The sequence below is a fragment of the Paludibacterium yongneupense DSM 18731 genome, from assembly GCF_000422925.1.
GTDB lineage: Bacteria > Pseudomonadota > Gammaproteobacteria > Burkholderiales > Chromobacteriaceae > Paludibacterium > Paludibacterium yongneupense.
The window spans coordinates 72,853-98,569 of sequence record NZ_AUGZ01000013.1; the positions used below are offsets into that span (position 1 = coordinate 72,853).

At 63.2% G+C, this 25,717-nt stretch carries 24 protein-coding genes and 1 riboswitch; of the genes, 5 read left to right on the forward strand and 19 right to left on the reverse strand.

Annotation, left to right across the window (positions count from 1 at the left end):
• Positions 1 to 17: 17 nt before the first annotated feature.
• From G520_RS0107655 to G520_RS0107685, 7 genes are all read right to left on the reverse strand, one after another.
• The gene (locus tag G520_RS0107655) at positions 18 to 218 is read right to left on the reverse strand and encodes a hypothetical protein (protein WP_028535131.1); all 201 of its coding nucleotides are present in this window, start codon (positions 216 to 218) and stop codon (positions 18 to 20) included.
• Between the two features lie 167 nt (positions 219 to 385).
• Positions 386 to 1,537 (reverse strand): CdaR family transcriptional regulator, encoded by a 1,152-nt coding sequence (locus tag G520_RS0107660; RefSeq protein ID WP_028535132.1) that lies wholly within the window; start codon positions 1,535 to 1,537, stop codon positions 386 to 388.
• Positions 1,538 to 1,611: 74 nt separating this feature from the next.
• Entirely contained in the window at positions 1,612 to 2,499 is an 888-nt protein-coding gene (gene garR / locus G520_RS0107665) for a 2-hydroxy-3-oxopropionate reductase (protein WP_028535133.1), read from the reverse strand.
• Between the two features lie 41 nt (positions 2,500 to 2,540).
• Positions 2,541 to 3,437 carry a dihydrodipicolinate synthase family protein gene (locus G520_RS0107670; protein WP_028535134.1) on the reverse strand — a complete coding sequence of 299 codons (897 nt, stop codon included), beginning with the start codon at positions 3,435 to 3,437 and terminating at the stop codon, positions 2,541 to 2,543.
• A 137-nt stretch (positions 3,438 to 3,574) separates the two neighbouring features.
• A complete protein-coding gene (locus G520_RS23920; RefSeq protein ID WP_051229232.1) occupies positions 3,575 to 5,194 on the reverse strand; it encodes a methyl-accepting chemotaxis protein in 1,620 nt (539 codons plus the stop codon).
• Between the two features lie 100 nt (positions 5,195 to 5,294).
• The gene (gene garD, locus G520_RS0107680; protein ID WP_036665719.1) at positions 5,295 to 6,839 is read right to left on the reverse strand and encodes a galactarate dehydratase; all 1,545 of its coding nucleotides are present in this window, start codon (positions 6,837 to 6,839) and stop codon (positions 5,295 to 5,297) included.
• 139 nt (positions 6,840 to 6,978) lie between these two features.
• The gene (locus tag G520_RS0107685; RefSeq protein WP_028535136.1) at positions 6,979 to 7,164 is read right to left on the reverse strand and encodes a hypothetical protein; all 186 of its coding nucleotides are present in this window, start codon (positions 7,162 to 7,164) and stop codon (positions 6,979 to 6,981) included.
• A gap of 259 nt (positions 7,165 to 7,423) precedes the next feature.
• Here G520_RS0107685 and G520_RS0107690 point away from each other — a divergent pair, with 259 nt between their 5' ends.
• Positions 7,424 to 8,137 (forward strand): hypothetical protein, encoded by a 714-nt coding sequence (locus tag G520_RS0107690; RefSeq protein ID WP_028535137.1) that lies wholly within the window; start codon positions 7,424 to 7,426, stop codon positions 8,135 to 8,137.
• A 6-nt stretch (positions 8,138 to 8,143) separates the two neighbouring features.
• Here G520_RS0107690 and thiH read toward each other — a convergent pair whose 3' ends face one another.
• From thiH to typA, 4 genes are all read right to left on the reverse strand, one after another.
• A complete protein-coding gene (gene thiH / locus G520_RS0107695; RefSeq protein WP_028535138.1) occupies positions 8,144 to 9,286 on the reverse strand; it encodes a 2-iminoacetate synthase ThiH in 1,143 nt (380 codons plus the stop codon).
• Entirely contained in the window at positions 9,283 to 10,062 is a 780-nt protein-coding gene (gene thiG, locus G520_RS0107700) for a thiazole synthase (protein ID WP_028535139.1), read from the reverse strand. The genes thiH and thiG overlap by 4 nt, the downstream gene beginning before the upstream one ends.
• A 2-nt stretch (positions 10,063 to 10,064) precedes the next feature.
• Positions 10,065 to 10,265: a sulfur carrier protein ThiS gene (gene thiS, locus G520_RS0107705; protein ID WP_028535140.1), complete on the reverse strand. Its 201-nt coding sequence runs from the start codon at positions 10,263 to 10,265 to the stop codon at positions 10,065 to 10,067.
• Between the two features lie 181 nt (positions 10,266 to 10,446).
• Positions 10,447 to 10,546, reverse strand: a riboswitch (TPP riboswitch).
• A gap of 105 nt (positions 10,547 to 10,651) precedes the next feature.
• Positions 10,652 to 12,466 (reverse strand): translational GTPase TypA, encoded by a 1,815-nt coding sequence (gene typA / locus G520_RS0107710; protein ID WP_028535141.1) that lies wholly within the window; start codon positions 12,464 to 12,466, stop codon positions 10,652 to 10,654.
• Between the two features lie 278 nt (positions 12,467 to 12,744).
• Between typA and G520_RS0107715 the strand changes: the two genes are divergently transcribed.
• Entirely contained in the window at positions 12,745 to 13,644 is a 900-nt protein-coding gene (locus G520_RS0107715; protein ID WP_028535142.1) for a hypothetical protein, read from the forward strand.
• Here the strand turns inward: G520_RS0107715 and G520_RS0107720 are convergent.
• Entirely contained in the window at positions 13,630 to 14,604 is a 975-nt protein-coding gene (locus G520_RS0107720; RefSeq protein ID WP_028535143.1) for an NAD(P)H-quinone oxidoreductase, read from the reverse strand. The genes G520_RS0107715 and G520_RS0107720 overlap by 15 nt on opposite strands.
• A 100-nt stretch (positions 14,605 to 14,704) precedes the next feature.
• Here G520_RS0107720 and G520_RS0107725 point away from each other — a divergent pair, with 100 nt between their 5' ends.
• Positions 14,705 to 17,128 (forward strand): heavy metal translocating P-type ATPase, encoded by a 2,424-nt coding sequence (locus tag G520_RS0107725; RefSeq protein WP_028535144.1) that lies wholly within the window; start codon positions 14,705 to 14,707, stop codon positions 17,126 to 17,128.
• Positions 17,128 to 17,322 (forward strand): cbb3-type cytochrome oxidase assembly protein CcoS, encoded by a 195-nt coding sequence (gene ccoS, locus G520_RS0107730; protein WP_028535145.1) that lies wholly within the window; start codon positions 17,128 to 17,130, stop codon positions 17,320 to 17,322. Before G520_RS0107725 ends, ccoS begins: the two co-directional genes overlap by 1 nt.
• A 21-nt stretch (positions 17,323 to 17,343) precedes the next feature.
• On the opposite strand, the gene G520_RS0107735 is transcribed toward ccoS, so the two are convergent.
• The 5 genes from G520_RS0107735 to G520_RS22070 all read right to left on the reverse strand — a co-directional run bounded on the left by G520_RS0107735 (position 17,344) and on the right by G520_RS22070 (position 22,177).
• The gene (locus tag G520_RS0107735) at positions 17,344 to 18,960 is read right to left on the reverse strand and encodes a methyl-accepting chemotaxis protein (RefSeq protein ID WP_084637531.1); all 1,617 of its coding nucleotides are present in this window, start codon (positions 18,958 to 18,960) and stop codon (positions 17,344 to 17,346) included.
• 88 nt (positions 18,961 to 19,048) lie between these two features.
• On the reverse strand, positions 19,049 to 19,750 hold the full coding sequence (locus G520_RS0107740) for an AraC family transcriptional regulator (RefSeq protein ID WP_169449822.1): 702 nt from the start codon (positions 19,748 to 19,750) through the stop codon (positions 19,049 to 19,051).
• Positions 19,751 to 20,271: 521 nt separating this feature from the next.
• Positions 20,272 to 21,024 carry a GNAT family N-acetyltransferase gene (locus tag G520_RS22060; RefSeq protein WP_036665721.1) on the reverse strand — a complete coding sequence of 251 codons (753 nt, stop codon included), beginning with the start codon at positions 21,022 to 21,024 and terminating at the stop codon, positions 20,272 to 20,274.
• Positions 21,021 to 21,839 carry a DUF1700 domain-containing protein gene (locus G520_RS23925; protein WP_051229236.1) on the reverse strand — a complete coding sequence of 273 codons (819 nt, stop codon included), beginning with the start codon at positions 21,837 to 21,839 and terminating at the stop codon, positions 21,021 to 21,023. The genes G520_RS22060 and G520_RS23925 overlap by 4 nt, the downstream gene beginning before the upstream one ends.
• Positions 21,836 to 22,177, reverse strand: coding sequence for a PadR family transcriptional regulator (locus G520_RS22070; RefSeq protein ID WP_051229238.1), 342 nt, complete (start codon positions 22,175 to 22,177; stop codon positions 21,836 to 21,838). The genes G520_RS23925 and G520_RS22070 overlap by 4 nt, the downstream gene beginning before the upstream one ends.
• A gap of 178 nt (positions 22,178 to 22,355) precedes the next feature.
• Between G520_RS22070 and G520_RS0107760 the strand changes: the two genes are divergently transcribed.
• Positions 22,356 to 23,657: an MFS transporter gene (locus G520_RS0107760; RefSeq protein WP_028535148.1), complete on the forward strand. Its 1,302-nt coding sequence runs from the start codon at positions 22,356 to 22,358 to the stop codon at positions 23,655 to 23,657.
• A gap of 25 nt (positions 23,658 to 23,682) precedes the next feature.
• Here the strand turns inward: G520_RS0107760 and G520_RS22075 are convergent, their stop codons facing one another.
• Positions 23,683 to 24,255: a hypothetical protein gene (locus G520_RS22075; protein ID WP_051229239.1), complete on the reverse strand. Its 573-nt coding sequence runs from the start codon at positions 24,253 to 24,255 to the stop codon at positions 23,683 to 23,685.
• Between the two features lie 124 nt (positions 24,256 to 24,379).
• A complete protein-coding gene (locus tag G520_RS0107770; RefSeq protein WP_028535149.1) occupies positions 24,380 to 25,708 on the reverse strand; it encodes an NCS2 family permease in 1,329 nt (442 codons plus the stop codon).
• Positions 25,709 to 25,717: the final 9 nt, after the last annotated feature.

Here is a 25,717-nt window from a genome sequence, read left to right on the forward strand (position 1 = left end):
CCTGGAAGCGCCCTACCTCAGAGCGCGGCTTGCATGCCGAGACCAGACGAGGAGGGATCATCGTTCACCGCCGCCCCCCATTTCTGCGTCGTCGTATTCACGCTCGTGTACAACGACGTATTGACGAGATTGACGCAGGCCGGCGCATTGTTGCGGATTCGGGTGTAAAACGTGAACGGCTGCGTGGTCTTGGACAAATTGCAGGTCAGCGCCGGCATCGCTTGCCGCGCCGCATAGCCGTCTTTCGACCGGGCATGAACGGTGGCCGCAAAACCGGTCGTGGTCGCCGCAGCCTGACTGCCGGTGGTGTCATTGAGGCGATCGCCGCCGGCGCCCGGCTTCAGCCCTCCCGCGCCATAGGCCGCCCCCAGGGGCAGGCGGCAGCTCAGGCGAAGGTGTCCAGTTGCAGAGCGATATACAGCAGCAGGCGGTTATCGAACAGGCCGAGATCGAGGCCGGTGATTTCGGCGATGCGGTTGAGGCGGTATTCCAGGGTATTGCGATGTACACTCAAGGCCGAAGCCGTTGCCATCGCCTGGGTCTGATTGGCAAACCAGGCCGTCAGCGTGCGTTGCAAGATCGCGTTGTTATCGTGCTTTTTCAAGCGCTGCAACGGACGCATCAGTTCGTCCGACTGCCAGCCTATGCGCAGGCTTTCCAGCAGCACCGGCAGCATCAGATCCTGGTAAAAGTAGGCTTGCAGGCCGGGCGAGCGCACCCGGCCTATCTTGAGTGCCGTGGCCGCGGTACGGTAAGAGCGCGCGATGCCGCTGGGGCCGGGAAAATAATTGCCAAGCGAAACGCGAACGGCGAGCCGGCTGCGCTCGTTCATCCGCGAAAGCAGGTGATCGACTCGCAGCCGGTGCTCCGCCAGATCCCAAACCCCGCGATGATTGAGCGCGGGCTTGAGTACGACCAGTTCGGTCAGCGAGACGGTGGCGACCAGGTTGTCGCGCTCGGGATAGGCCAGCAGCGTCTGCAGATTATGCAATTCCTCGCGTGCGGCATCGACGCCGAGCTGCCCGCTATCGACCTCGATCACGGCGACCACGCGCGGCTGGTCCAGATCGACCCCGAGCCGCTGCGCCCAGCCGGCCAGGCCGGGGGCCGGCGTTTCGGAGCGGATCAGGTCCAGCACCAGTTCCTCGCGGAAACGGCTTTCCTGCGCCAGCAAATGAAGCAGGCTCGCCTGCTCCACCATCATTTCCGCCGTCATTCGCACCAACTCGCCATACTGGCGCAGCGCTTCGGGACTACCGGTCAAACCGATCACGCCAATGACTTCGCCATCCGACCGCAGAGGCAGGTTGACGCCGGGTCTGACCCCGTGCAGCTGGTTGGCGACGGCCTCGTCGATCTCGACCGTCCGCTTCTGCGACAGCACCAGCAAGGCCCCCTCATGGATGGCCCCCAGGCGTTCGGGATTGCCGCTGCCGATGATCTCGCCCTTGACGTTCATGATATTGACGTTGCTATCGATGATCTCCATCGTGCGGTTGACGATGTTCTGCGCCAGTTGGGAGTTCAGATAGGTCATGGACGGATTCGCGGCGAAAGGGACTGAGGATACCGAAGCGCGCCGGCCGGGGCCAGCGCGCTTCGGTGGAGACATCAACGGCTGACTTCCGTTTTTGCCAGTTTTTCATAGTAGCGGATCAGGGCGCAATGATCCGCCTCGCCCAGATCATCGACCTTGAGCGCCTGCATCATCTCCATCACCGCCGCGGTCAGGGGCAGCGGCGCCCCGATTTCATGCGCGGTATCCAGCGCGTTGCCCAAATCCTTGATGTGCAGATTGATGCGGAAGCCTGGGTCGAACTTGCGATCCATTACCAGCGGCGCCTTGGCATTGAGCACCGTGCTGCCGGCCAACCCGCCGCGAATGGCTTCGAAGACCAGTTCCGGTTCGACGCCGGCCTTGCTGGCCAGCACCAGCGCTTCCGACATGGCCGCGATGTTCAACGCCACGATGACCTGATTCGCCAGCTTGGTGATATTGCCCGCGCCGATGTCCCCGGCACGCACCACCGATCCGGCCATGGCCTTCATGACGGGGAAGCACGCCTCGAACACATCGCTCTTGCCGCCGACCATGACCGACAGACTGCCATCGATCGCTTTGGGCTCGCCGCCGCTGACCGGCGCATCGAGCATTTCAACCCCCTTCTGTGCGAGGGCCGCGGCCAGTTCGCGACTGACCAGCGGCGCGATCGAGCTCATATCGACGAGCACTGTCCCTGCGCGCGCGCCCTCGAGCAGCCCGTGTTCGCCAAGCACGACTTCCTTGACCTGCGGGGAGTTGGGCAACATGGTAATGATGACGTCACAGCGCGCCGCGACATCGGCCGGCGTGGCGCCGACTTCGGCGCCCAGCGCCGCCAGTTCGGCCACGCTGTTCGGGTTGCGGTCGAGAACCACCAGCGGGTAGCCGGCTTTCAACAGATTCTTGCTCATGGGTTTGCCCATGATGCCCAGGCCGATAAATCCGATTTTTTGCATGATTCCTTATCTCGTCTAAAAGTGGCGCCAAGGCGCCAGGATTATTTTTTCAGAACGCCCAATTCATCGAGAATGGCACGCAACTGCTGCAGGACCGGTTCCGGACTGCCGCGATTCGGCAAGATCGGGGCCCCGACATCCAGGCCGATCAGATTGGCCGCATCCTTGGTGACGACGGGGAAGCTGGCCAGATCGAAGGCATTGCGCAGGGGAGTCAGCTTGAACTGCGCCTCAAGCGCCCCCGCCAGATCGCCCTGGCAGAATTTGTCGTAGATTTCGACGACCAGCCGCGGCACGATATTCGCCGTTGACGCGATGCAGCCGACGGCGCCGCAAACCAGCGATGGCAGAATCATGGTGTCCTTGCCGGCCATGACCTTGAAACCGGCGTGACGGGTAAGGCGGATATAGTCGGCGGTCAGCGACATATTGCCGCTGGTGTCCTTGGCGCCGACGATATTGGGAACCCCGGCCAGGCGCGCGACCAGTCGTGCCGACAATCCATGCCCGACCCGGCCCGGGTTGTTATAGAGCAGAACAGGCAAATCGGTGGCTTCCGCTACGGCACGGAAATGGTCGAACAATTCGTTCTCGTTGGGGGCCAGGAACATCGGCGGCAGCATGGTGATCGCCTGCGCCTTCTCCTCCTCGGCAATGCGGACCTGGGCCACGCATTCGCGGGTCGTGATGGCGCCGATGCCGAAGTAGACAGGAACGCGCCCTCGCGCCTGATCCAGGGTGATGGCCAGCGCACGCTGCTGCTCGGCGCGGTCGAAACCGAAGAATTCGCCGTTGCTGCCCAGCGATAGAATGCCATGCACGCCGCCGGCGATGACATGCTCGACCACTCGGCGCAGTCCGCGCTCTTCGACGCGCTCCTCGGCGTCGACCGGGGTGATGACCGGCGGCACCACCCCATGAATGAAACTCGTGTCCATATTTTTTCCTGATTGATTGCCATCGCAACAACCCGATGGTAAAGCGTGAGCACGCAGACATCACTGTGCATAAGCCTTAATGTTGATGGCAACATTGAGAATAAACCGGACAAAAGCACAAACCCGGCGCAGCGCGTCTACGCAAATCGGTAGCGGTCGACAATCTGCCTCATCCGCTGTGCCATCTGATGCAGATCGCCGGCCGAAACCCGCGTCTGCTCCGCCGCATGGGCGGATTCTTCCGCCCCATGCGCAACCTGCTCCACCCGCTCGGCGATCGCATTGGCCGCATTGCTCTGCTCGGCCAGCGCAGCGCTGATCTCCTCCACCATGCCGACGGCAATCCCGGCATGGTGGTGAATGCTGTTGACGGTTTCCTGCGCCCCCTGGGTGCGCTCCACGCCTTGCTGCACGCGTTCCACGGTTTGCCGTATCCCTCCTGCGGCCGCCTCCGCGCCTTCGCGAATTCCGGTTACGATGTCCCCGATCTCCCCCGTCGCTTTCGCCGTCCTCTCGGCCAGCTTGCGCACCTCGTCGGCGACCACGGCAAAACCACGGCCGTTCTCGCCCGCCCGCGCGGCCTCGATCGCCGCGTTCAAGGCCAGCAGATTGGTCTGGTCGGCCAGTCCCCGAATCACGCCGACGACGGTATCGACGCTGGCCGCGCGATGTTCGAGCTCCTGCATATGCCTCGCCGCCGTATTCGCTTCGCTCTCCACGCCATCGATATCATGCACGGTCGCCTTGATCACCTCGACCCCGGCCAGTGCCAGCTCGCCCGACTTTTGCGCCTCGCTGCGCGTATCGCGTGCACGCTCGGCAACATGATTGATGCTGACAGTCAACTGCTCGGTCGCCGCGGCCATCGACGAGGCCGATTCGCTCTGTGTCTCGGCGCCATCGGCAACCCGCGACGAGGCCTCTGCCAGCGACGAGGACGATTGGAACACCTCCATGCTGGTCGTGCGCAACATGACAAAGTCGTCGCGCAAGCCATCGAGCAGCTGATTGAAGGCACGGACCGTCGTCGCGATCTCCCACGGTCCCTTTTCAACGCCACGGCGCTCGAGATCGCGCTCGCGCGTGACGTCGACGATCAAGGACTGCAGCGCCAGCAGCGGCTTGACGGCCCGTTGGTAAAGCAGCCAGCCGAAAGCGATCAGCAAGGCGCCGGCCACAACCGCGCTGATTTCCAGGCCGAGAATCGCCGCCTGCTGCGAAGACTCGGCATCGCGCTGCACGGCGCGCTGCCGCGCTACCGTATAGTCGACATGGGCGCGCATGGCTTTGAGATAGGCGGCACCGGCCACGCGGGTTTCCTGGCGTTTGGCTTCCAGCTCGACCAGCTGGTGAGCCTGGGCGAAGGGAATGGACGCCTGCGCGGCGGCAAAAAACTGGTTCCACAGTCCGCGCTCCACTGCCAGCAAGCGTTTATCTTCCGGCTCCTGCGCCAAAGCAGTGTAGGCATCGAATGCGGCATCGATCTTGCGCGCGGTGGCTTCCATATCGGGCACGACGTGCAAGGTTTTTTCTTCCGGGGTGCCGGCCACGCGATTGAAGCTGGTGATCAGGCGCCGGTACTCGCCAACCTGAATACTGACATTGCCCAGTTCGCGCATGGCGGGAATGATGTTGTTGCCGATATAAACCAGCTTTTCCTGCTGCCTGACCCCCTGCACGATGCTGATGGCCAGCGAAGCAAACAGCACCAGTACCGCGAACACGACGAATGCGACCAGTTGCTTGGCGATAGACATGCTTAATACTCCAACAACGTTGACGATAGAAATCCGAAAACGGAAAACGGCACGCCTGTGCGTGCCGTTTTCCGGGATGTAGCCAAAACCTCCAGCAAAATCAGGTCACCGGGGCCGGGTTGAACAGGGTCAGCGCGTTACGCACCCCCCAGTGATCGGCCCAGGTCTGCTTGCGCCCGCTGGCGACCTCAAGCATCAGCCGGAACAACTCCCACCCCAGCTCCTCTATGGTCGCCTCGCCCGTGGCGACACGACCGGCGTCGAGGTCGATGAGATCGTGCCAGCGGCGGGCCAGATCGCTGCGCGTGGCAACCTTGAGCACCGGCGCAAGCGCCAGCCCGTATGGCGTGCCACGACCGGTCGTAAAGACCTGCAGCGTGATGCCGGACGCCAGCTGCAACGTTCCGCAGACAAAATCGCTGGCCGGCGTCGCCGCAAAAGTCAGGCCCTTGCGCCGAACCCGCTCGCCGGGAGACAGCACATCGACGATGGGGCTGCGGCCCGACTTGGCAATCGATCCGAGCGCCTTCTCCACCACATTGGCCAGACCGCCCTTTTTGTTGCCCGGAGAGGGGTTGGCGCTGCGGTCCGAACCGCCGCTGGCGAGATAATCGTCATACCAGGCCATCTCGCGCAGCAAGGCGCGGCCGACATCGACATCGATCGCACGCGGGGTCAGCAAATGAATCGCATCGCGCACCTCGGTCACTTCCGAGAACATGACACTGGCACCGGCCCGCACCAGCAGATCCGAGGCGTAGCCGACCACCGGGTTCGCGGTCACGCCGGAGAACGCATCGCTGCCGCCGCACTGAACGCCGACGACGAGGTCGGAGGCCGGACAGGTCACGCGCCGGCGGCGGTCGAGTTTCTCGAGATGGCGCTCGGCCACCGCCAGAATATGATCGACCATATCGCCGAAGCCGATATGCTCTTCATCCTGCAAGCGGACGATGTCGGCGCTTTCGACCCGGATCGGAATCCCGCCCTCGGCCAGCAGCCGTTCCGGCTGCAGCTTCTCGCAGCCTAGCCCGACCACCATCACTTCTCCGCCCAGATTAGGATTGAGAGCCAGATTGTGCAAGGTCCGGATGGGAACGATGGCGGCAGGCGCGTTGATCGCCACGCCGCAGCCATAATTGTGGTTCAGGGCGACGACATCGTCGACATTCGGGTAACGCGGCAAATAGTCGCGCTTGATCCGCTCGACCACGACATCCAGCACGCCGGACACGCATTGCACGCTGGTGGTGATGCCCAGCACGTTCTTCGTGCCGACGCTGCCGTCCGCATTGCGAAAACCTTCAAAGGTATAACCGGTCAGCGGCGCGAGTGCGGGAACCGCCGCCGTGGCCAGCGGCAAGGAATCCAGCGCGGGCGCCTGCGGCAAGGCCACCTTGGACTCGTCTATCCAGCACCCCGGCTTCAAATCGGCGACGGCGTGGCCGATGATTTCGCCGTAGCGGATGATTGCGCCGCCGGTCGCGATCGGACGCAGGGCGACTTTGTGCCCCTGGGGAACGTCCTCGATCAACGTCAGGCCATCTTCAAACGCCGTGCCGGCGGGAAGGCCGCCGTCGTTGACGATGATCGCCACATTGTCGTCTTCGTGAACACGGATATACAACGGTCGCGGCAATGGCATCTCCAACTCCCTGGCATGAAAACGGTATTTGTCTGTCAGGCAGAATACGCGGCCGTCACAACAAGGTCATTGGGCGCGAGCCCAAAAAAAAACATCCACGCGCGAAAGAAACAGGGCAAACGCAAAACGGGAACCGCTCTCAGGAGGGATCAGGCACATCCCACCCGCCCTCCCGGCGCAACGCTTCCAGTTCGCACGCTGCAATGCGCCCTTCCGCCAGCGATCGGGCCGCCAGAGCGTCGAAACTCTGCAAAGCCTCCAGGCTGCAATCGTGACGATATTGCAGCAGAAGTTCAATCAGTTGCAAGCGCAGATCCGGATCCATGCTCCCTCCGTATCTCTTATAACTACAACAATAACTGTAGTAATGCCATATGAAATATTACTTAGTCCCCCGCAATGGCCTTTACGGCACGCGCGGACTTGCCCGACGACAAGGCAGCCGCTGACGATTCGTGGTAAAAACGGGCATGCATTCTATCCGGGGGGCGGTTACGCTCCTGCCGCAAAAGCTCCGGCATCCGGCCCGGGGCCACTGTTATCGAGCGCTGAAGGGCGGGGTTTCCGACCGTCCAGGGAGGAAGATGAAGCTGATGTTGAAGTACCCGACTCTTGCCTTGTGCATCGCCGCGCTGGCGCTATCGCCCATCGCCAATGCCGACACGCCGGCACATGCGCCCTCGGCACTCGCCGGCGGTGACGCGGTTTGGCTGCACCCGGGCTCCACCCCCCTGCGGGTCGGCGCCGAGATACAGACCACCGGTTATTTATTGCTCGGCATGCTGTACGTGGCCGGTGTCCAGATCCGCAACAAATTCAATTCGCTGGACTTTGTCGCCGCCCTGCGCCCGCACCTGGAACGGCACCCGCTCGACGGGGCGTTCGAAGCGGCGCTGCAGGACGCGCTGACCCGCCGCGGCCTGCAGGTCCGGCTACAACCATCGACGACGGCAAAGGGAAGCGGACAGCCGTCGGATGAGGCCGGCCGCTGGTCCTTGCAGGTGACCCAGCTCGATGTCGAGTACGTGGCGCAGGGATCGACCGCCGCCTACTTGCCGCAGGCACGGGCCCGCGTTCAACTGCACGACAGCCGCAATGCCGCCGCGCCACGCATGCTGCAGGTCGAGAGCCGCAGCAAGGACCCGGCGCAGGCCTTCGCCAGCTTCCGGGCGCTGCGCGCCGACCCCGAACGCGCCTATGCCGGGCTCGAGCATGTATCGCGCTCTCTGGCCGACGCGCTCGCCGAATCGCTGACTCCCGCCACCCTCCCCGTTCCTGCCGTGCCGAGCCCGCCCTGAGCCGGGCTAGCCCGGCGCCGAGCTCTGCGGCCAATGCTGGGCACTGGCGTCCTGCCAGACCACTTCCATCCCCTGGCGCCGAATGACGGCCGCCACTTGCTCCGCGGACCGTTCGTCGCTGATGGCGAATTGCTCGAGTTCGCGACCGCCCGAGGCATACCCGCCGGGCTGGGTGCTGGACCCGGCGCTCATCGTGGTAATGCCGACTTTCATCAGAAAATCGCGGAACGCCGGCCCTTCGCGAGTCGAGATCGACAACTCGACTTCGGGATCGAACAGACGGTAGGCGCAGATCAACTGCAGCAACTGCCGGTCGGTCACCGGCGATTGCGGCTGAAAATCGCCCGCGCACGGACGCAGACGTGGAAAAGACAGGGAGTAGCGGCTTTTCCAGTAACGGGAACGCAGATAGCGCAAGTGACGGGCCACCATCAAGCTGTCGGTCCGCCAGTCGCCGAGACCGAGCAAGGCGCCGAGACCGATCTTGTCGACCCCGGCCTCCCCCAGACGGTCGGGCGTTTCCAGCCGCCAGCGGAAATCTTTCTTGCGCCCGTGCAGGTGATGGCGTTCGTACAGCGTCCGGTCATAGGTCTCCTGATAGACCATCACCCCATCCAGCCCCAGCCCGACCAGCTCGCGGTAATCGTCGGCGGACAGCGGCTGCACTTCCATCATCAAATAGGAGACATAAGGCTTGATGACGGGCAGAACCTCACGAAAATAGGCCATGCCGGACATGCGTTCATGCTCGCCGGTCACCAGCAGCAGTGATTTGAACCCCATCGCGGCAATGTGGCGGCATTCCAGGTCGACCTCATTCGCAGACAGGACTTTGCGCTTGATTTTGTTCTTCGCGGAAAAACCGCAGTAACTGCAGTCGTTCGCACAGTGGTTGGCCAGATACAGGGGCAGATACATACTGATGGTATTGCCGAAACGCTGGCGCGTGAGTTTCTGCGACAGTTCGCTCATGGGGAGCAGATAGTCTTCGGCGGCCGGCGAGATCAGGGCGGCGAAATCGGCAAGCTCCCGCCGTCCGGACCCAGCGAGCCGCGACAACGCGCGTTCGACATCGTCCGGGCCCAGCGCCAGTATCCCCGGCAGCGGATCAAGCTGTGCCGCGCGCTCCCACTCTTGATAGAAGCTCATGCCAGCGTCTCCAGAAATGCCGCCAGCGGACTGCTGGCCCGGGCCCGGGTATCGACGGCTCCCAGTCCGCTGCGATGGGCCATGCGCCCGGCGCGCACGGCCAGTTCGAAGGCACGCGCCATCGCCACCGGCTCGGCGGCCACCGCGATGGCGGTATTGACCAGTACCGCATCCGCTCCCATTTCCAGCGCGGCTGCCGCGTGCGAGGGCGCGCCGATGCCCGCGTCGACAATGACAGGGACTCGGGCCTGCTCGATAATGATTTCCAGCATGGCCCGCGTTGTCAGCCCCTGATTCGAGCCGATCGCCGCCCCCAGCGGCATCACCGCCGCGCAGCCTGCCTCCTCCAGGCGCTTGCACAGCACCGGATCGGCCCCGCAATAAGGCAGGACAATAAAACCCGCCTTGCACAAGACTTCGGCCGCTGCGCAGGTTTCGATCGGATCGGGCATCAGGTACCGCGCATCGGGGTGGATTTCGAGCTTGAGCCAGGGGGTGCCCAGGGCTTCACGCGCCAGTTCGGCCGCATAGATGGCTTCACGCGCATTGCGCGCACCGGAGGTATTCGGCAGCAGTTGAACCCCCATTGCGCGCAAGGGGTCGAGCAACTGGGTATCGGGTTCGTCCAGCCGCACCCGTCTCAGCGCCAGCGTGACGATTTCGCTGCCGCTGGCAGCCAGCGCAGCCTCCATCACCCCGGCCGAGGCAAATTTTCCGCTACCGCACAGCAGGCGCGAAGAAAATTCGCGATCCGCAATCTTCAAGGTATCGTCCACGCTCAACCTCCTGCAATGACGCGAAACACGTCCACTTCGTCGTTTTCGGAAAGGGGGGTCGACTCCCAGCGAACACGTGCAAGCAAGCACTGATTGACGGCTACGGCGACGCCATCGTGCAGACAATCGCGTGCGCGCAGCAGGGTGTGCACATCGCAGCCGGCATCGAGTTCCAGGGTCTCGCCATTCAGGCGTATCAGCATGCCGCGCCCCCCTGTCGAGAGAGCGTGGCAGCGCCGTTGCGCCGCCGCTTTGCAAACGGAGATGGAAATAGTCTGAACACAGCAAGCTCACCTTTCTCAGAATCATCGGATGGCTTGCCGGATATGGCGTTGAGGGGAGTCTTGCGGCATTCGCTCCGGAGGGGCGAATCGGGACAGGCGCCCGGGCTCGACTCTTGTTCCCTTCGCAGGTTCTAGCCTGATCAGGTTCAACGGATCCCGAATTAACGGTCTCAGCCCCAGGGGCACTCCGACAAGTAGACGACAGTATGAGGCCTGATGCGCGACCAGGGCAAGCCATCCGTCGGAGGATGGGGGCGAAAAAAAACCCCGTCCGGAAGGACGGGGCTGCTGCGGACGGCGCGGGCTTAGTTGCTTTGCTTGTAAGCCTTGCGACGATCGTGTTCTTGCAGGAAACGCTTGCGCATGCGGATGGTCTGCGGCGTCAGTTCGACCAGTTCGTCGTCGTCAATGAACTCGACGGCCGACTCCAGCGAGATCTTGATCGGCGTGGTCAGACGGACGGCTTCGTCGGTACCGGAAGCGCGCACGTTGGTCAGTTTCTTGCCCTTGAGCGGGTTGACCACCAGATCGTTGTCGCGGCTGTGGATGCCGATGATCATCCCTTCGTACAGCTTGTCGCCCGGGCTGACGAACATGCGGCCGCGGTCTTCCAGGTTCCACAGGGCATAGGCCACGGCCTCGCCGGTATCCTGCGAGATCAGCACACCGTTGTGACGACCCGGCATGTCCGGCTTGACCGGACCGTAGTCGTCGAACACGTGCGCCATGATGCCGGTCCCGCGCGTCATGGTCATGAAGTCGCCCTGGAAGCCGATCAAACCGCGTGCCGGGATATGGTATTCGAGACGGGTACGCCCCTTGCCGTCGGATTCCATATTCTGCAGCTCGCCGCGGCGGCGACCGATTTCTTCCATGACCCCGCCCTGGTGGGCGTCTTCCAGGTCGATGGTCAGGTTTTCATACGGCTCGCACTTCTCGCCGTTGATTTCCTTGTACACGACACGCGGCTTGCCGACGGCCATTTCAAAGCCTTCGCGGCGCATGTTTTCCAGCAGAATCGTCAAGTGCAGTTCGCCGCGGCCGGAAACGCGGAACACGTCGGCGTCGTCGGTATCTTCGACACGCAAGGCCACGTTGATCAGCAGCTCCTTGGTCAGGCGATCGCGAATCTGGCGGCTGGTCACGAACTTGCCTTCGGTCCCGGCCAGCGGCGAGGTGTTGACCATGAAGTCCATGGTCAGCGTCGGTTCGTCGACGGTCAGCATCGGCAGACCCATCGGGTTCTCGCGGTCGCAGATCGTGACGCCGATACCGATATCCTCGATGCCGGACACGATAATGATGTCGCCGGCCTCGGCCAGCTCGACCGGCACGCGTTCCAGCCCCTGATAGCCGAGCACCTGGTTGATACGTCCCTGCCCAACCTGCTCTTCGTGGTTCATCACCGCGACGTTCTGACCCGGCTTGATACGGCCGTTCAGAACGCGACCAATGCCGAGGCGGCCGGTATAGGTGGAGTAGTCGAGGGCCGAGATCTGCAATTGCAGCGGAGCGTCCGGATCGCCGGCCGGAGCCGGAACGTGCTTGAGCACGGTCTCGAACAGCGGACGCATGTTGTCGGACTCCTGGTCCAGTTCCAGCATGGCGTAGCCATTGAGCGCGGAGGCGTAGACGATGGGGAAGTCGAGTTGTTCGTCGCTGGCGCCCAGCTTGTCGAACAGGTCGAAAGTCTGGTCGACGACCCAGTCGGCGCGCGAGCCCGGACGGTCAACCTTGTTGATGACCACGATCGGGTGCAGGCCGAGGGCCAGCGCCTTCTTGGTCACGAAGCGGGTTTGCGGCATCGGGCCGTCAACCGCGTCGACAAGCAGCAGCACACCGTCAACCATGCCCAGTACGCGTTCTACTTCACCGCCAAAGTCAGCGTGCCCCGGGGTGTCCACGATGTTGATATGAACGCCTTCATATTCGATGGAGGTGTTCTTTGCCAGAATCGTGATGCCACGTTCTTTTTCGAGGTCGTTGCTGTCCATGACACGTTCTGCGATATGCTGGTTTTCGCGGAAGGTGCCGGCTTGGTGCAGGAGCTTGTCGACCAGCGTGGTTTTACCGTGGTCAACGTGCGCGATGATGGCGATGTTGCGAATTTGTCTGGTCATGTCAATGCCGGAGTGCGGAAAAATCATTCAATTGTACCACCATCCACCCGTTCCTCACTAGCCAAGTTCGCAACAACGAGCATCGGGCGCGGCGCTTATCACTTTAGAGTGGCAGAATCCCTTTACATATCAATGACAGGCCGCCTGCGCGCGACGCGTGCGGCGGGTCGGCGCGACGATCTGTTGCGGCGGCGCCACTCGCTTGCGCGACGGCAGAAGATTCGCCGCCGACAAAACGATGTGAATACAATAGGCGGACCAAACCACGGGAAAGCACCATGTACGACTGGAATGCGCTATGGCACGAACACCAGGGCTATCGCACCGGCCACTCCGGCACGCGCGACGATATCAACCGGCTGGCCGACGAGCTCGGCGCGCGGCTGATCCGGCCCGCGCAAGCGATCGGGGATACCGCCGTCTACGACAGGGAAGACGCGTTTTTGCTCGCTCGCCTGCAGGACGGACTGCAACTGGTCGAGGTCGCCAAGCACCGGCTGTTCGACATCACGCCGCGCCTGGTCGAAGACGACGAGGGCACCGGACTCGCGCCGCCCTACCTTGAGATTCGCGCCGAAAATCATGCCACGGCGGAGAGCGCGTGCTGGCGAGGCGCCATTTCCGCCGGCGACGACGGCACGCTTCTGATCGACGGCCATGTACTGGGGCAGGACCGCGAGCCGGCCATGCGCTTCCCGACCTTGTCATTCAACGATAGCGCCGACTTCCGCCACGCCCTCTCCCACCTCTGGCGGGAAGAATTGCCGGTTCTGCATGGGCTGTTCGCTTCGGCGCTGACCCCGCCGGCGACAGAACGGCAGCAAACGGGCGCCCTTCATCCTGGCGACGATGCGCGGCTGTCCGAGATCTGCGATCGCTATGCCGAAATCGTACGCCGCGAGCAAGCGACCCTATCGCGCCTGTTCGACGACAACGAACTGCACCTGATCGCCGCCGTCCTGGCCGAACTCCATTTCGACAGCGCGGCCTCATGCCGCGGACTGTGGCTGGCGATCGAGGCCCGCCTGATCGACGACGAGCTCGACCGCAAGTGGGAAATCGATCTGGCATCCCTGCTCGATCGCATGAAAACGCTGACCTATGCGCAAGAGATCGCCCTGATCGAAGCCCTGACGCCGCTGGACGCGGACTCCCGCCGCGGCTCAGACATCGACTGACAGCACGACCTTGCCGAAATTGCGGTTGGCTTCGATATAAGCATGCGCCTCGTCGACCCGTTCCAGCGGAAACACGCTGTCGACCGGGGCGCTGACAATGCCGTCGTGCAGCGCCGGCAGCACATTGTGCTCGAGTGCGCTGGCCAGCCGCGTCTTGACCTCGAGCGGCTGATTGCGCAAGGTCGAGCCGCGCAGGGACAGGCGCTTGGCCAGCACCAGTCCCAGATTCACGCTCGCCACCGCGCCCCCCATGATGCCGATGAAGATGAGACGGCCGTCGACATTGAGACTGGCGAGATTTTCGCCGAGGTATTTGCCGGCGATCGGGTCCAGAATCAGGTCGACTCCCCCCCACTGCCGCATCAGCGTGGAAAACTCCGGCTGCTCGTTGCGGTCATAGACCTGCAGGGCTCCCAGCTCACGGCAGAAATCGAGCTTGTCGGACGAGCCGGCGCTCGCGAAAGCGCGCGCACCGAGCACACGCGCAAGCTGGATGGCAGCCACGCCGACGCCACTGGCGCCCGCGTGGATCAGGACATTCTCGCCCTCGCGCACCGCTCCGATTTCGACAAGATTGAACCACGCGGTCATCCAGGCTTCGGGCAGGCTGGCGGCCACAATCCACGACATCGCCTCGGGCTTGGCGATCGCCAGCGCCGAATCCAGCACCACATATTCGGCATAGGCGCCTCCCGGCACCAAACCCAGCACGGCATCGCCGACGCGGAAACGCGAATGTCCACACACCTCTTCAATCACGCCGGCCACTTCCAGACCGAGAATCGGCGACGCACCCGGGGGGGCCGGATAGCGCCCTTCACGCTGCACGATGTCAGCGCGGTTGATGCCGGCCGCGCAAACACGGACGAGCAACTGACCGTCATGAGGAATCGGTTTTTCTATGTCATCCACGCGCAGGGTATCCACCCCGCCGCTCTTGCTTTGCACAACGGCTTTCATCGACGCTTCATCCTCCTTAGAGATGCGACCCCGTCCCCTGGCGCCTGGCTGCGAAAAATCGTGCTGGCCGGCGCCTTATATTCCATTAAAATGTCGGGTCATGGACAAGACCTGTTTTCACTGCGGACTTCCGATACCGGCCGGGGCCGACTTTCCCGTCCGCTCGGGGCATGACGAACACGCGAGCTGTTGCGCGGGCTGTCAGGCGGTGGCGCAAACGATTTTCGACGCCGGCCTGAGTGAATATTACGCCCATCGACGCGCAAGCAAAGCACCTGTCGATGTTTTACCCGATGATGTTTTACAGCAGCTACAGCTCTATGACGACGACACATTGCAAAAGAGCTTCGTCAGCGAAAGCGCCGGCGGCCGCGAAGCCGCGCTGATGCTGGAAGGCATCGTCTGTGCCGCCTGCGTCTGGCTGTGCGAACGACAGCTTTTGCGCCAACCCGGCGTGCTTGGGGTCGACATCAATTACAGCAGCCGTCGCGCACGCGTGCGCTGGGACCCGGCCGTGACGGGTCTAGGCCATCTGCTGCGAACCATCGCCGATCTCGGTTATCGCGCCCACCCCTACGATGCCAAACGCCTGGAAGACATCGACCAGCGCGAACGCAAACGGGCGCTCAACCGCCTCTGGGTCGCCGGCCTCTCGATGATGCAGGTCATGATGTACGCCGTGCCCATCTATCTGTCGGACGGGCACGACATGGAGACGCGCTTCCTGTGGATGCTGCATTGGGCCAGTTTTCTGCTGACGCTGCCGGTCATGGTGTTCTCGGCACAAACGTTCTATAGCGGCGCATGGCGCGAATGGAAATCGCGCCGCGTCGGGATGGACACCCCGGTGGTGCTGGGCATAGGCACGTCCTTTGGCGCCAGTTGCTGGGCCCTGCTCGCCCATAATGCCCAAGGCGTCTACTTCGACTCGATATCGATGTTCGTGTTTCTTCTGCTCGGAGGACGCTACCTCGAGTCGCTCGCACGGCGCCGGGCGGGCGAAGCCAGCGAGAGTCTGATCAGGCTGGTACCGGCCTTCGTGCACAAGCTGCCCGGCTGGCCCGACTCGACGCACAGCGAGGAAACGCCGCTCGCCGCACTCGGCATCGGAGACTGCGTTGTCGTGCGGCCGGGCGAAATCATTCCGATCGACGGTACGGTGCTGGAGGGGGTCAGCGCCAGCAACGAGGCCCTGATGAGCGGAGAAAGCCGGCCGGTCGACAAGGCGCCGGGGGCGTGCGTGATCGCAGGCAGCCTCAACTTGAGCAGTCCGCTGCTTGTCCGTACCGACGCCGTCGGTGAAGCGACGCGATTGGCCGGCATCGTGCGTCTGCTCGATCAGGCGCTCGCGCAGAAGCCGCGGCTCGCCCAACTGGCCAACCGCTTCGCGGCTGTCTTTGTCGCCATCCTGCTGCTCGCCGCACTGGCCAGCTTCCTGCTCTGGTTGCCGGTTTCCCCGCAGCGGGCGCTGTGGATCATGGTGTCGGTGCTGGTGGTGTCCTGCCCGTGCGCCTTATCGCTGGCCACCCCGGCCGCACTGACGGCCGCCGCCGGCCATCTCGCGCAACGCGGCGTCCTGATTACCCGCGGCCACGCACTGGAAACCCTGGCCCAGGTCAGCGATGTGGTCTTCGACAAAACCGGCACGCTCAGCCACGGCAACATGGTTTTGCTCGACAGCTGGACGGCTGCGCCAGGGGCGCGGCTGTCCTTGCTCGCCCTGGCGCAGGCGCTGGAAACCGGCTCCGAACACCCGCTCGCGCGTGCCTTGCGCGCGGCGGCGACGCCGACGCGCCCGGCCGTGCAGTCGGTGCTCAACCACCCCGGCTACGGGGTGGAAGGCCGGGTCGACGGCCGCCTCTGGCGGCTGGGCCGCAGGGAATGGGTAGAACAGTTGTCGAGCGCCGCCCCGCCGCCGCCATGGCGTCCGGCCGACAGCATCGTGGCGCTGGGCGACACGAACGGCATCGCCGCCCTGTTCGCCATCGGCGACAGCCTGCGCGATGACGCCGCAGGGGCAATCGCGGCGCTACGCGCCGCAGGGCTCAAGGTGCACCTTCTCAGCGGCGACGGGCAAGGCGCCGTCGAAGCGCTGGCCAGCCGGCTCGGCATCACCGACTGGCGCGCCGGCGCAACGCCGGAAGACAAGCTCGACTACATCGACGCGCTGCAAGGCGCGGGCGCCAGGGTCCTGATGCTGGGCGACGGCATCAACGATGCGCCGGTCCTCGCACGCGCCGACGTCTCGATCGCGATGGGCAGCGCCAGCGACGCCGCACGCTCTAGCGGCGACATGATCCTGATCAACGACCGATTGTCGCGCGTCGTCGAAGCCTGGGCGCTCGCACGCAAGACGCGACGGGTGATACGCCAGAATCTGTGCTGGGCGGCGGCGTATAATCTGGTGGCCTTGCCGCTGGCCATGCTCGGCCATGTCACGCCATGGCTGGCCAGCCTGGGCATGACCGCCAGCTCGCTGCTGGTCGTCTGCAATGCCCTCAGGCTCATTCGACGGGAACCATGATGGAAAGCCTCTACCTGCTGATTCCGCTCAGCATCGCCCTGACCTTCGCCATCGGCGCGGTATTCTGGTGGGCGACGCGTTCGGGCCAGTTCGATGATCTGGAAGGTCCGGCGCACCGGATATTGATGGACGACGATAGCGTGCGACCGGAAAAGCGGACACGCGAAGCCGAGGACACGCCGCAAGACGACTGAATCGTCTTGCGGCAGCCCCGTTCAGACCCGATAGTGCGACAGGGTCGCGATCTGGCTTTGCGCAAGCCGGTCCAGGCGCAGGGCGCTTTCCGCGGTCAGTTGCGCCGCCGCGCTCGACTCTTCCGACATCTGCGCCGTGTGTTCGACCTGCGCGGCAATAGTATTGCTCGCCACGCCCTGCTGCTGAATGGCCGACGATATTTCGCTGATGCTGCGGGTAGCCGATTCCGAGTTTTCGCCTATGCGCCTGATCGCACTGTCGGCATCGTCGGCGCGCGCCACGCCGGTTTCCACCAGTTGTTCTGCCGACTTCATCTGCATCGTCGCCTGTTGCGCACGGGCGACCATATTCTCTATGGTCCGCGATATCTCCTGCGTCGATTTGGCCGTGCGTTCGGCCAGCTTGCGCACCTCGTCCGCCACCACCGCGAAACCCCGGCCCTGCTCGCCCGCGCGCGCGGCTTCGATCGCGGCATTGAGCGCCAGCAGATTGGTCTGATCCGCGATATCGCGGATCACATTGATCACCGTGCTGACCTGCCCGCTTTCGGCTTCCAGTTCGTGAATGCCGGCAGCCGACGTTTTTACGACAGCCGAGATCTCGTGGATATCCTTGATGGTCTGCCCGATGATGGCAGAGCCTTCCTCCACCAGCTTTCCGGTCTCGGCGGCCCCCCCATGCGTGAGCCGGGCCTGATCGGCCACATGATTGATGCTGACCGTCATCTGCTCGACCGTGGCGGCCATACTGGCCGCCGCCGAACTCTGGGCCGATGACGCGGTCGATACCTGACTCGCGGTTTGCGACAGTTGCTGCGAAGCATCGGCAACCTCGTTGGCACCTTCGAACAGGACTCTCAGGCTCTGTTGCAAGTGCTCGAGCAGATTGTTGAACGCCGTCGCCGTTCGACCGATCTCATCGTTCCGTTCGACCGGCGCGCGCAAGGTAAAGTCCAGCGAGTGCTCGACCTGCTCGAGCGTGCCCTGAATGCCGGCCAGCCCCCCGCGGATCATGCGATAGAGGTAGGCGGCCAGCAGGCCCGTGGCGACAAACGCGGCGACGATGATGACAACCGACAGAATCAGCGCCTGCCGGTATTGCTGCCGGTTTTCGCGTCCGACGGCGTCAGCCTGGTCGGTATTGAACGCGTAGTGGTTTTCCAGTGCGACATAGATCGCTTCGCTGGCAGCCTTGCCATCGACCAGAAGCAGCTTGACTGCGGCATCGCGGTTGCCGGACCGGAACATCTGCAACGATCTGTCCCGCACTTCGCGATAGGCGCTCATCGCCGCCTTGTCCGCCTCCAGCAGCTTCTTGTCGGCATCATTGCTGATATCGTTGGCGAGATAGTCGGCCATGACGGCATCGAATTGGCGATCCGCTTTATCGATAGCCGCTTTCGATTCTGTCCGCGTCCCCTCGTCCGGCGCCACCTCGTACTTCAGGGCCGAGACACGGATACTGGTCAAGGCGCGCTGCGCATCGGCCATGACCTTCAAGCTGGACAGAGTATTGGTCTGCACATAATCGAAGCGTGCCTGCGCAAGCTGCAACGCCCAGATCCCGTAGCCGCCGACCAGGAGCATCGCCCCGAGGGCGATAGAAAGGGTAATCAAGAGTCTTTTCGTAATAGTCATAGTCTTCCGCTTTACTGCCTTTTCTGTTTTCGGTGTCTGATGTGCCGGTTCATATCCGTCATGTGATATTCAAATATCGTTTCCTTATTCAGCGTTCACGGTCGCGCAAGGTCGTTGGCGAAAACCCGAAGCGTTGTTTGAAGATCATTGAGAAATGGGAGGGCGACTCATAGCCGACAAGCTGCGCAATGCGATTGACAGATTGCGTCGTCGACTGCAGCAATTTGAGTGCCGATGACATGCGTATATCGGTCACGATTTCAACGACGGATGTATTCTCGCTGGCCAGCTTGCGCCGCAGCGTTGCCTCGCTCATCGCGAAGGCGGCGGCAATCGTCGCTGCGTTCCACTCCATCGCGGCATTGTTCTCGATATGCCGTCGTATTCTGACATTCAGGGTCGGCTCTTTTTCAGGCCTGAAACACGCGCCGCTCTCGCTGAGCCAGAGCAATAGCTCGCTTGCCTGGTGACGGGCGATACGCAAGGGCACCGTCTTGTCGGCGATGGCATTCAGAGCGGTATCGAATGACCGGACCAGGGCGGGGGAAACCGCGGGGATGTGCAAAGCCGATCCGATTTCCGGCCGGCCGGCATTCGTCTCCGCATGACTCGCTATCAGGCTGCTGTCGAAGGCGATGCTGCTGGAACAGTGCCTGCCCCCCGCCCCCGCCCTGTTCACCACATCGACGGACTGGCGTCCGGCGACGGCGACGGCCTCCCCCTGGCGAATCAGATATTCCCCTCCGGAAAGGCTCAATTTCTTCGTCCCGTGCCGGATTAGCGTCAGCACGGGTTGCTCGATGTAGACCCTTCTGATTTCGATGTTTTCATGCTGATAAACGTAGATCCCCGTCCCAACGCCTTCGCGAACCACCCGGTCTCTTGCCTTTGGTATTGTTTCCATACGCTACCGAACAATCTATAAATCGCTAAAAATTCTCCATCTAGCATTCGGCGCGACCAACACCGGGATTGAAGCTTTATTAAGTGAACTGATTTTCAACAGCAAGGCGGTGTCGCTATGCAATACGACCGGAAGCGCATTCTCTCATTTCAATGCAGAATGCAATGCCAGCGAAAGCGGCCTCCCCCCTGCTGCCGCGACCTGGCGTCACTCGAACAGAGCGGCATTCTATTTTTTGAATACACAAAGATGCCTTATTAATCATCTAGGTTAATATTCAATATGCCTTGAGGATATCATTAGCGATAAACACCGCCTGTCGATATCCAATCAACATTCATCGATATCTGGTCATTCTGAGGAGAAGAAGGGGGGCGTGCGCGCGGGACAGGTGCACCAGGGCATGCTCAGTTGAGCGATGGGGCGCGCCGGTACCAATAGCGGTAAGCCGCGCCGAAGCCCAGCGCGCGGTAGAGCGCCATCGCCGGGGCGTTGGCGGCAATGCATTGCAAGTAGGCGTGCCGTGCGCCGAACTCCCGTCCGGCCTGCAACAAGCCGGAGAGCAGCGCACGGGCGCAGCCCTGCCGCCGCGCGGCAGGAGCGGTCACCAGATCGAACACCCCCACCCACTCGCCGTCCGGCACGGCCAGCCCCAGCGCCGCGATATCCCCATCCCGGACCAGAGCCCCCCAGACGGCAGGTCCCGGCAAACGGCGCAACAGAGCGGCGTGGATGGCAAGACGATCGGCAGTGTCGTCGGCAAGAAGCGCCCGGCGCGCGAGCCAGTCTTCACGTTCAAGCAGGAGCAGTCCGCAAGCCGGTGCGGCCACACCGGCGACGTCGCGCCATAGCACCCAGCTCGGGTCCAGCCGCTCGAAACCCCGTGCGGCGAGCCCGGCATCGAGACCGGCCTCGTGTTCGAGCCCGGTCAGGCGCACCGTCAGCGCACTGCCTTGAGCGGCAAAGAGCGCACCGGCCAGCCGCAGACGTTCATCCAGGGGCGTCTGCGGCACACCGATCGGATAGGCGGCATTCGCCCGCTTCGGCCCGCCGCCCGACAAACGCAGCAACCAGCCATCGAGCTCATGACTTTCGCGCGCCGGCAATGCGGCCAGGGCCGCGCGTTCCAGGCAGGCGCGCCAGGCAGCATCATCCGTCATTGCGCCCCCCTGATCACCTCGAGCTGCATGCGCGCCAGCGCGATCAAACCTCGCCAGCTCAAACGCATCACCCACACCCCTATGCCCAGTCCGAGCACGCCGAGCAGCAATAGCACGAGACCGACACTGAGCACCGCCGCCGGCCCGGCCCACGGCTTGAGCACGCCGAGCGTGACCACATTGCCGTCGCCCGTCATTTCCATGCGGCTGACCGTGCCATCGCTCGCACGTTCGACCCGGACCGAACCGCGCGCGTCGCTGGCGACGATGCGGGTCGAGCCGGTCAGCGGGTCACGGTGAATCACCACCTCGTCGCCCCGCGCGCTGTGTATGGTCAGCTCGGGAGGCTGGGCGCCCAGGAACCACGGGCCTTCCCCGCTATCGTTGATGGTCACGCCCTCCAGTGCCGGCCAGCCGAACACGGCGTGGCTGGCCCAGCCCCCGGTCAGTAGCAGACCGCAGGTCAGGACGATGCCGGCGGCGCAGGTCAGCGCGGACAGAATGGACAGATAGATCAGCACCGGCACCGCCAATACGGCATTCAGAACGCCGAGCCCGGCCAGTGCCACCAGCAAGCGCCACAGATTGAAGGGCGTCTTGCGCGTGTCCCATGCCTTCATCCGGCGCTGGGCGGTCAGCTCCCGCGCGAGCCGTGCCGGATCGCCGAGGCCCGCGGCCAGATCTTCCTCGCTGCGCCCGGCGGCGATGCCGTCGTCGAAATAGCTGTGGTAATCGGCCAGAATTTCGTCGCGCTCGGCCGCCGACAACGCCGCAAGCGCGGTGGAAAGCTGGCGGATGAAGTCATCCCTTTTCATATCGCGTCCCCTTCGCGCTCTACGGCATCGTCAGGCCGCAGGGCGCGATTGATTTCATCGACAAACTCTATCCATTCCCGTTTCATCTGCACCAGCGCCAGACGTCCGGCCCCGGTCAGGGCGTAGTAGCGCCGCGCCGGACCGGACGTCGATTCCAGCAGGTAGGTCGCGACCAGGGCGTCGGCCTGCAGTCGGCGCATCAGCGGGTAAACCGTCCCTTCGCTGATATCCATGCATCGCGCCAGACGCCCGACCAGCGCGTAAACATAGCTGTCGCCCCCTTCCAGCAGGGCCAGCACACACATTTCCAGAGCGCCTTTGCGTAACTGGGTCTTCATCGCAGTTCTCTCGCGGCGGCGGGACACGGGGTGACCACCTATCCGCCGAATACGACCCCAGTATAGGCCATATACTGTGTTATACAAACTAGCTGATAAAACCCATGCCGACGGATAGTCTGGCCGCCGGCCCGTTTATCCGTTAGCATGCCAGCTATCATCCGGTCGGAATCCTCCCGTGCACGCTGCCTTTTCCTTCTTTGCGACACGTCGCTTTCTGCCCTTGTTCGGCACCCAGTTCCTCGGTGCGTTCAACGACAATCTACTGAAAACGGCCATCGTGGTATTGGTCAGCTTCCGTGGTCTGCATCTTGCCGGCCTGTCGCCTGCCCTGCTCGTCAATCTGGCCGCCGGCATTTTCATCCTGCCGTTTTTCCTGTTCTCGGCGAGCGCCGGCAAGGTCGCCGAACGCTTCGACAAGGCGAGGCTTGCGCGCTTGATCAAACAAGTCGAAATCGGGATCATGCTGATCGCTGGCGCCGGTTTCTATCTGAACAGTGCCGGCCTGTTGTTCAGCGCACTGTTCTTGATGGGCGTCCACTCCACCTTCTTCGGCCCGATCAAGTATTCGGTTTTGCCGCAGTACCTGGGCGAGCACGAATTGGTCGGCGGCAACGGTCTGATCGAAATGGGCACGTTTCTCGCCATACTGATCGGCCAGATCGGCGGCAGTCTGATGGTGCAGTCCGGCCCTGCGCTCTCGATGCTCATGCTGCTGCTGTGCGCGATCGCCGGTTACGCCTCCAGCCGGCACATGCCGGCCGTGGCGCCAACCGCGCCGGGCTTGCGGCTGTCCGCGAATATATGGCGCGACTCGACCGAACTGCTCGGCCGGGCCTGGCGCATGCCGGATGTGCGCTCGGCCATCATGGGTATTTCATGGTTCTGGTTAATGGGCGCAGTCTATACCACGCAACTGCCGACGTTTACCCACGACCACCTCGGCGGCAACGCGGATGTCTACACCCTGCTGCTGGCCTTGTTTTCGATTGGCATCGGGCTCGGTTCCATGCTGTGCGCGAAGTTATCCGACGGCGAGCTGCAACTGGGTCTGGTCCTGCTCGGAGGTGCCGGAATGACCCTGGCCGGTCTGGATCTGGGATTGTCACGGCTCGAAGCCTGGCATGGCGCGTTGCAGACCGTGCCGCAGTTCCTGCATGGCTTCGCCGCCTGGCGCGCGCTGGTCGACGTCGGGTTGCTCGGCTTCTTCGGCGGCTTCTTCACCGTCCCGCTCTATACCTGGCTGCAAACGGCGAGCCCGGCCGAATTCCGTTCGCAGGCCATCGCAGCCAACAATATCGTCAACGGCTGCTATATGGTGCTATCGGCGCTGGCCGCCGCGTTGTTGCTGCTAGTTTTCCATACCATCGCGCTGCTATTTGTCATCGCCTCGATCGCCAATGTCGTGGCACTCGGCCACCTCGCCTGGCGTGCGCCTCGCCTCTGGCGCGATCGCTTTGCCTGGATCGCTCGCCGCTGACGGCAACGCGCGGGCCGGTATGGCATCACGGCCACGCCACATCGTCCAGGCAGTCGGCGACCCCCAGTTTGATGTTGGCGGGGTCGCGGGTGTCATTCGGGATGAAAACCTGATTCACAGGCGAAGCCGGGTATGACGCAGCGCCCCCGCACTGCGCGCTCTGCCCGGGGCCGACCACGATTTCAGCCCCCACCTTCAGGCGGCACTGCTTGACGGTGTTGAGCGCGCTCCAGCCCGGGCAGATCGCGTTTTCGGCTCGGTAAGCGGCAACGGGTCCGGCCGGCGGCGCAAACGACCACCAACGGCCGTATTGCGAGCTCCGGCTGGCGGAGTCCCATACCCGGTAGACGGTCAGCGGCTGCTGCACGCGCAGGACTTTGCCTTCGCACAAGCCTCCCTTGCCGGGAGCTTGCACGGCTTGCTGCAGCAAATCGGCGTTACTGACCTCGGCCATGCCGTACGGCACGACGACATGCCCGGCACATGCCGCGCCGCCGGCCGGCGCCAGCTGCGCGCACGCGGCCAGAACAGCCGGCAGCAAGACAGCAAGGCCTGCGATGACAGGGCGCACTCCACGCCCCGAATGATAAACCGGCATCCCTTCTCTCCTTGGCCTCGTTCTTCAAACACGGGACGCCGATCTCGACGTCATACACGACATGCTAGAACACAAGCATAAAACATGCGACAACGGCGATAGCGCGGCGAACGGGGCGGTCGCATCAGGAATGCGAAATGACGGTCCAGAAATAATAGGCGAGCGGCACGGCAACGATATAGAGCCCGGAGGGGATGTCGCGTCGGCGCCCGGCCAGCAATTTGACGATGACATAGCACAACAGCCCGCCGGCAATGCCGGTGGCGAAACTATTGGCACCCAGCGTCAGCAGCATCATCAGCAAGACCGGCACCGCCGTACTGAAATCGTCCATATCGACCCGACGCAGGCCGGAGAACATCGACAATCCGATCAATAGCAGGGCGGGAGCCGTCGCCTCCTTCGGAATCATCAGTGCAAGGGGCGTCAACAGCAGCAGCAACAGAAAGGCCGTGGCGGCCGCCAGCGCCGTCAAGCCGGTACGGCCGCCCGACTCGACGCCGGCCGCCGACTCGATCAGCGAAGTCAGCGCGGGAATGCCGAGTAGCGTCCCCACCGTGGCGGCGATGGAATCGACGACAAAAGGCGTGTTGATTTGCGCCATATTTCCGTCGCGGTCGAGCATGCCGGCCTTGTCGCCCACGGCAAGCGTAGTCCCCATGGTCGAAAAAAATTCGGCCGCAAAGAACACGAACAGATAAGGCAGGAAGCCGACATGCAAGGCCCCGACCGGGTCGAGTTCGAAGAACACCGCGCTCGGCGAATGCGGCCAGGAGAACCAGGATGCCGGCAACCGGGTCACCCCCAGGGGAATTCCGAGCGCGGTCGCGACCAGAATCGACCACAGGATCCCTCCCGGGATCTTGCGGGCTTGCAGAAAGACACCCGCGGCGAGACCGGAGAGCGCCACAGCGGCGCCTGGCGTGGTGAAATTGCCGAGCATGAGAGCATTGGTCTTGGCGTTGGCCAGCACGAGACCTGCGTTGCGCAAGCCCAGCATCGTGACGAACAGCCCGATGGAAGACGTCAGGCCCAGCTTGATCTGCAGCGGGACGGTCCGCGTCACGACTTCACGCAGTTTGAGCGCCGTCAGCAGCATGAACAGCACGCCGGACCAGAAGGCGATTCCCAGCCCGACTTGCCAGGGCACATGTTCGCTGGCGGCCAGTGTCACGCCTACGATGGCCGAGCCGCCGACCCCGGGCCCGACAATGAATGGCAGATTGCCGTAAAACGCCATCAGGATGCTGCCCAGCGCAAACACGATGATGACGGCGCTTGTCGCCGCGCCCTTGTCCATGCCGCCGGCCGCCAGCAGCCCCGGAATCACGATCACCAGGTAGGCGCAGGCCATGAAGGTGGTGAGACCCGCTATGATTTCCGTGCGGACCGTGCTACCGCGCGCGCTGAGGTCGAAGCGTCGTTCCAGCCAGGAATGCCGCTTTGTCGGCACCGTCGTCGT

Bases quoted from the DNA above. Each gene is read 5' to 3' on its own strand.
- G520_RS0107655 (WP_028535131.1), bottom strand. From the start codon at position 218: ATGCCGGCGCTGACCTGCAATTTGTCCAAGACCACGCAGCCGTTCACG.
- G520_RS0107660 (WP_028535132.1), bottom strand. From the start codon at position 1,537: ATGACCTATCTGAACTCCCAACTGGCGCAGAACATCGTCAACCGCACG.
- garR (WP_028535133.1), bottom strand. From the start codon at position 2,499: ATGCAAAAAATCGGATTTATCGGCCTGGGCATCATGGGCAAACCCATG.
- G520_RS0107670 (WP_028535134.1), bottom strand. From the start codon at position 3,437: ATGGACACGAGTTTCATTCATGGGGTGGTGCCGCCGGTCATCACCCCG.
- G520_RS23920 (WP_051229232.1), bottom strand. From the start codon at position 5,194: ATGTCTATCGCCAAGCAACTGGTCGCATTCGTCGTGTTCGCGGTACTG.
- garD (WP_036665719.1), bottom strand. From the start codon at position 6,839: ATGCCATTGCCGCGACCGTTGTATATCCGTGTTCACGAAGACGACAAT.
- G520_RS0107685 (WP_028535136.1), bottom strand. From the start codon at position 7,164: ATGGATCCGGATCTGCGCTTGCAACTGATTGAACTTCTGCTGCAATAT.
- G520_RS0107690 (WP_028535137.1), top strand. From the start codon at position 7,424: ATGAAGCTGATGTTGAAGTACCCGACTCTTGCCTTGTGCATCGCCGCG.
- thiH (WP_028535138.1), bottom strand. From the start codon at position 9,286: ATGAGCTTCTATCAAGAGTGGGAGCGCGCGGCACAGCTTGATCCGCTG.
- thiS (WP_028535140.1), bottom strand. From the start codon at position 10,265: ATGCTGATACGCCTGAATGGCGAGACCCTGGAACTCGATGCCGGCTGC.
- typA (WP_028535141.1), bottom strand. From the start codon at position 12,466: ATGACCAGACAAATTCGCAACATCGCCATCATCGCGCACGTTGACCAC.
- G520_RS0107715 (WP_028535142.1), top strand. From the start codon at position 12,745: ATGTACGACTGGAATGCGCTATGGCACGAACACCAGGGCTATCGCACC.
- G520_RS0107720 (WP_028535143.1), bottom strand. From the start codon at position 14,604: ATGAAAGCCGTTGTGCAAAGCAAGAGCGGCGGGGTGGATACCCTGCGC.
- G520_RS0107725 (WP_028535144.1), top strand. From the start codon at position 14,705: ATGGACAAGACCTGTTTTCACTGCGGACTTCCGATACCGGCCGGGGCC.
- ccoS (WP_028535145.1), top strand. From the start codon at position 17,128: ATGGAAAGCCTCTACCTGCTGATTCCGCTCAGCATCGCCCTGACCTTC.
- G520_RS0107735 (WP_084637531.1), bottom strand. From the start codon at position 18,960: ATGACTATTACGAAAAGACTCTTGATTACCCTTTCTATCGCCCTCGGG.
- G520_RS22060 (WP_036665721.1), bottom strand. From the start codon at position 21,024: ATGACGGATGATGCTGCCTGGCGCGCCTGCCTGGAACGCGCGGCCCTG.
- G520_RS23925 (WP_051229236.1), bottom strand. From the start codon at position 21,839: ATGAAAAGGGATGACTTCATCCGCCAGCTTTCCACCGCGCTTGCGGCG.
- G520_RS22070 (WP_051229238.1), bottom strand. From the start codon at position 22,177: ATGAAGACCCAGTTACGCAAAGGCGCTCTGGAAATGTGTGTGCTGGCC.
- G520_RS22075 (WP_051229239.1), bottom strand. From the start codon at position 24,255: ATGCCGGTTTATCATTCGGGGCGTGGAGTGCGCCCTGTCATCGCAGGC.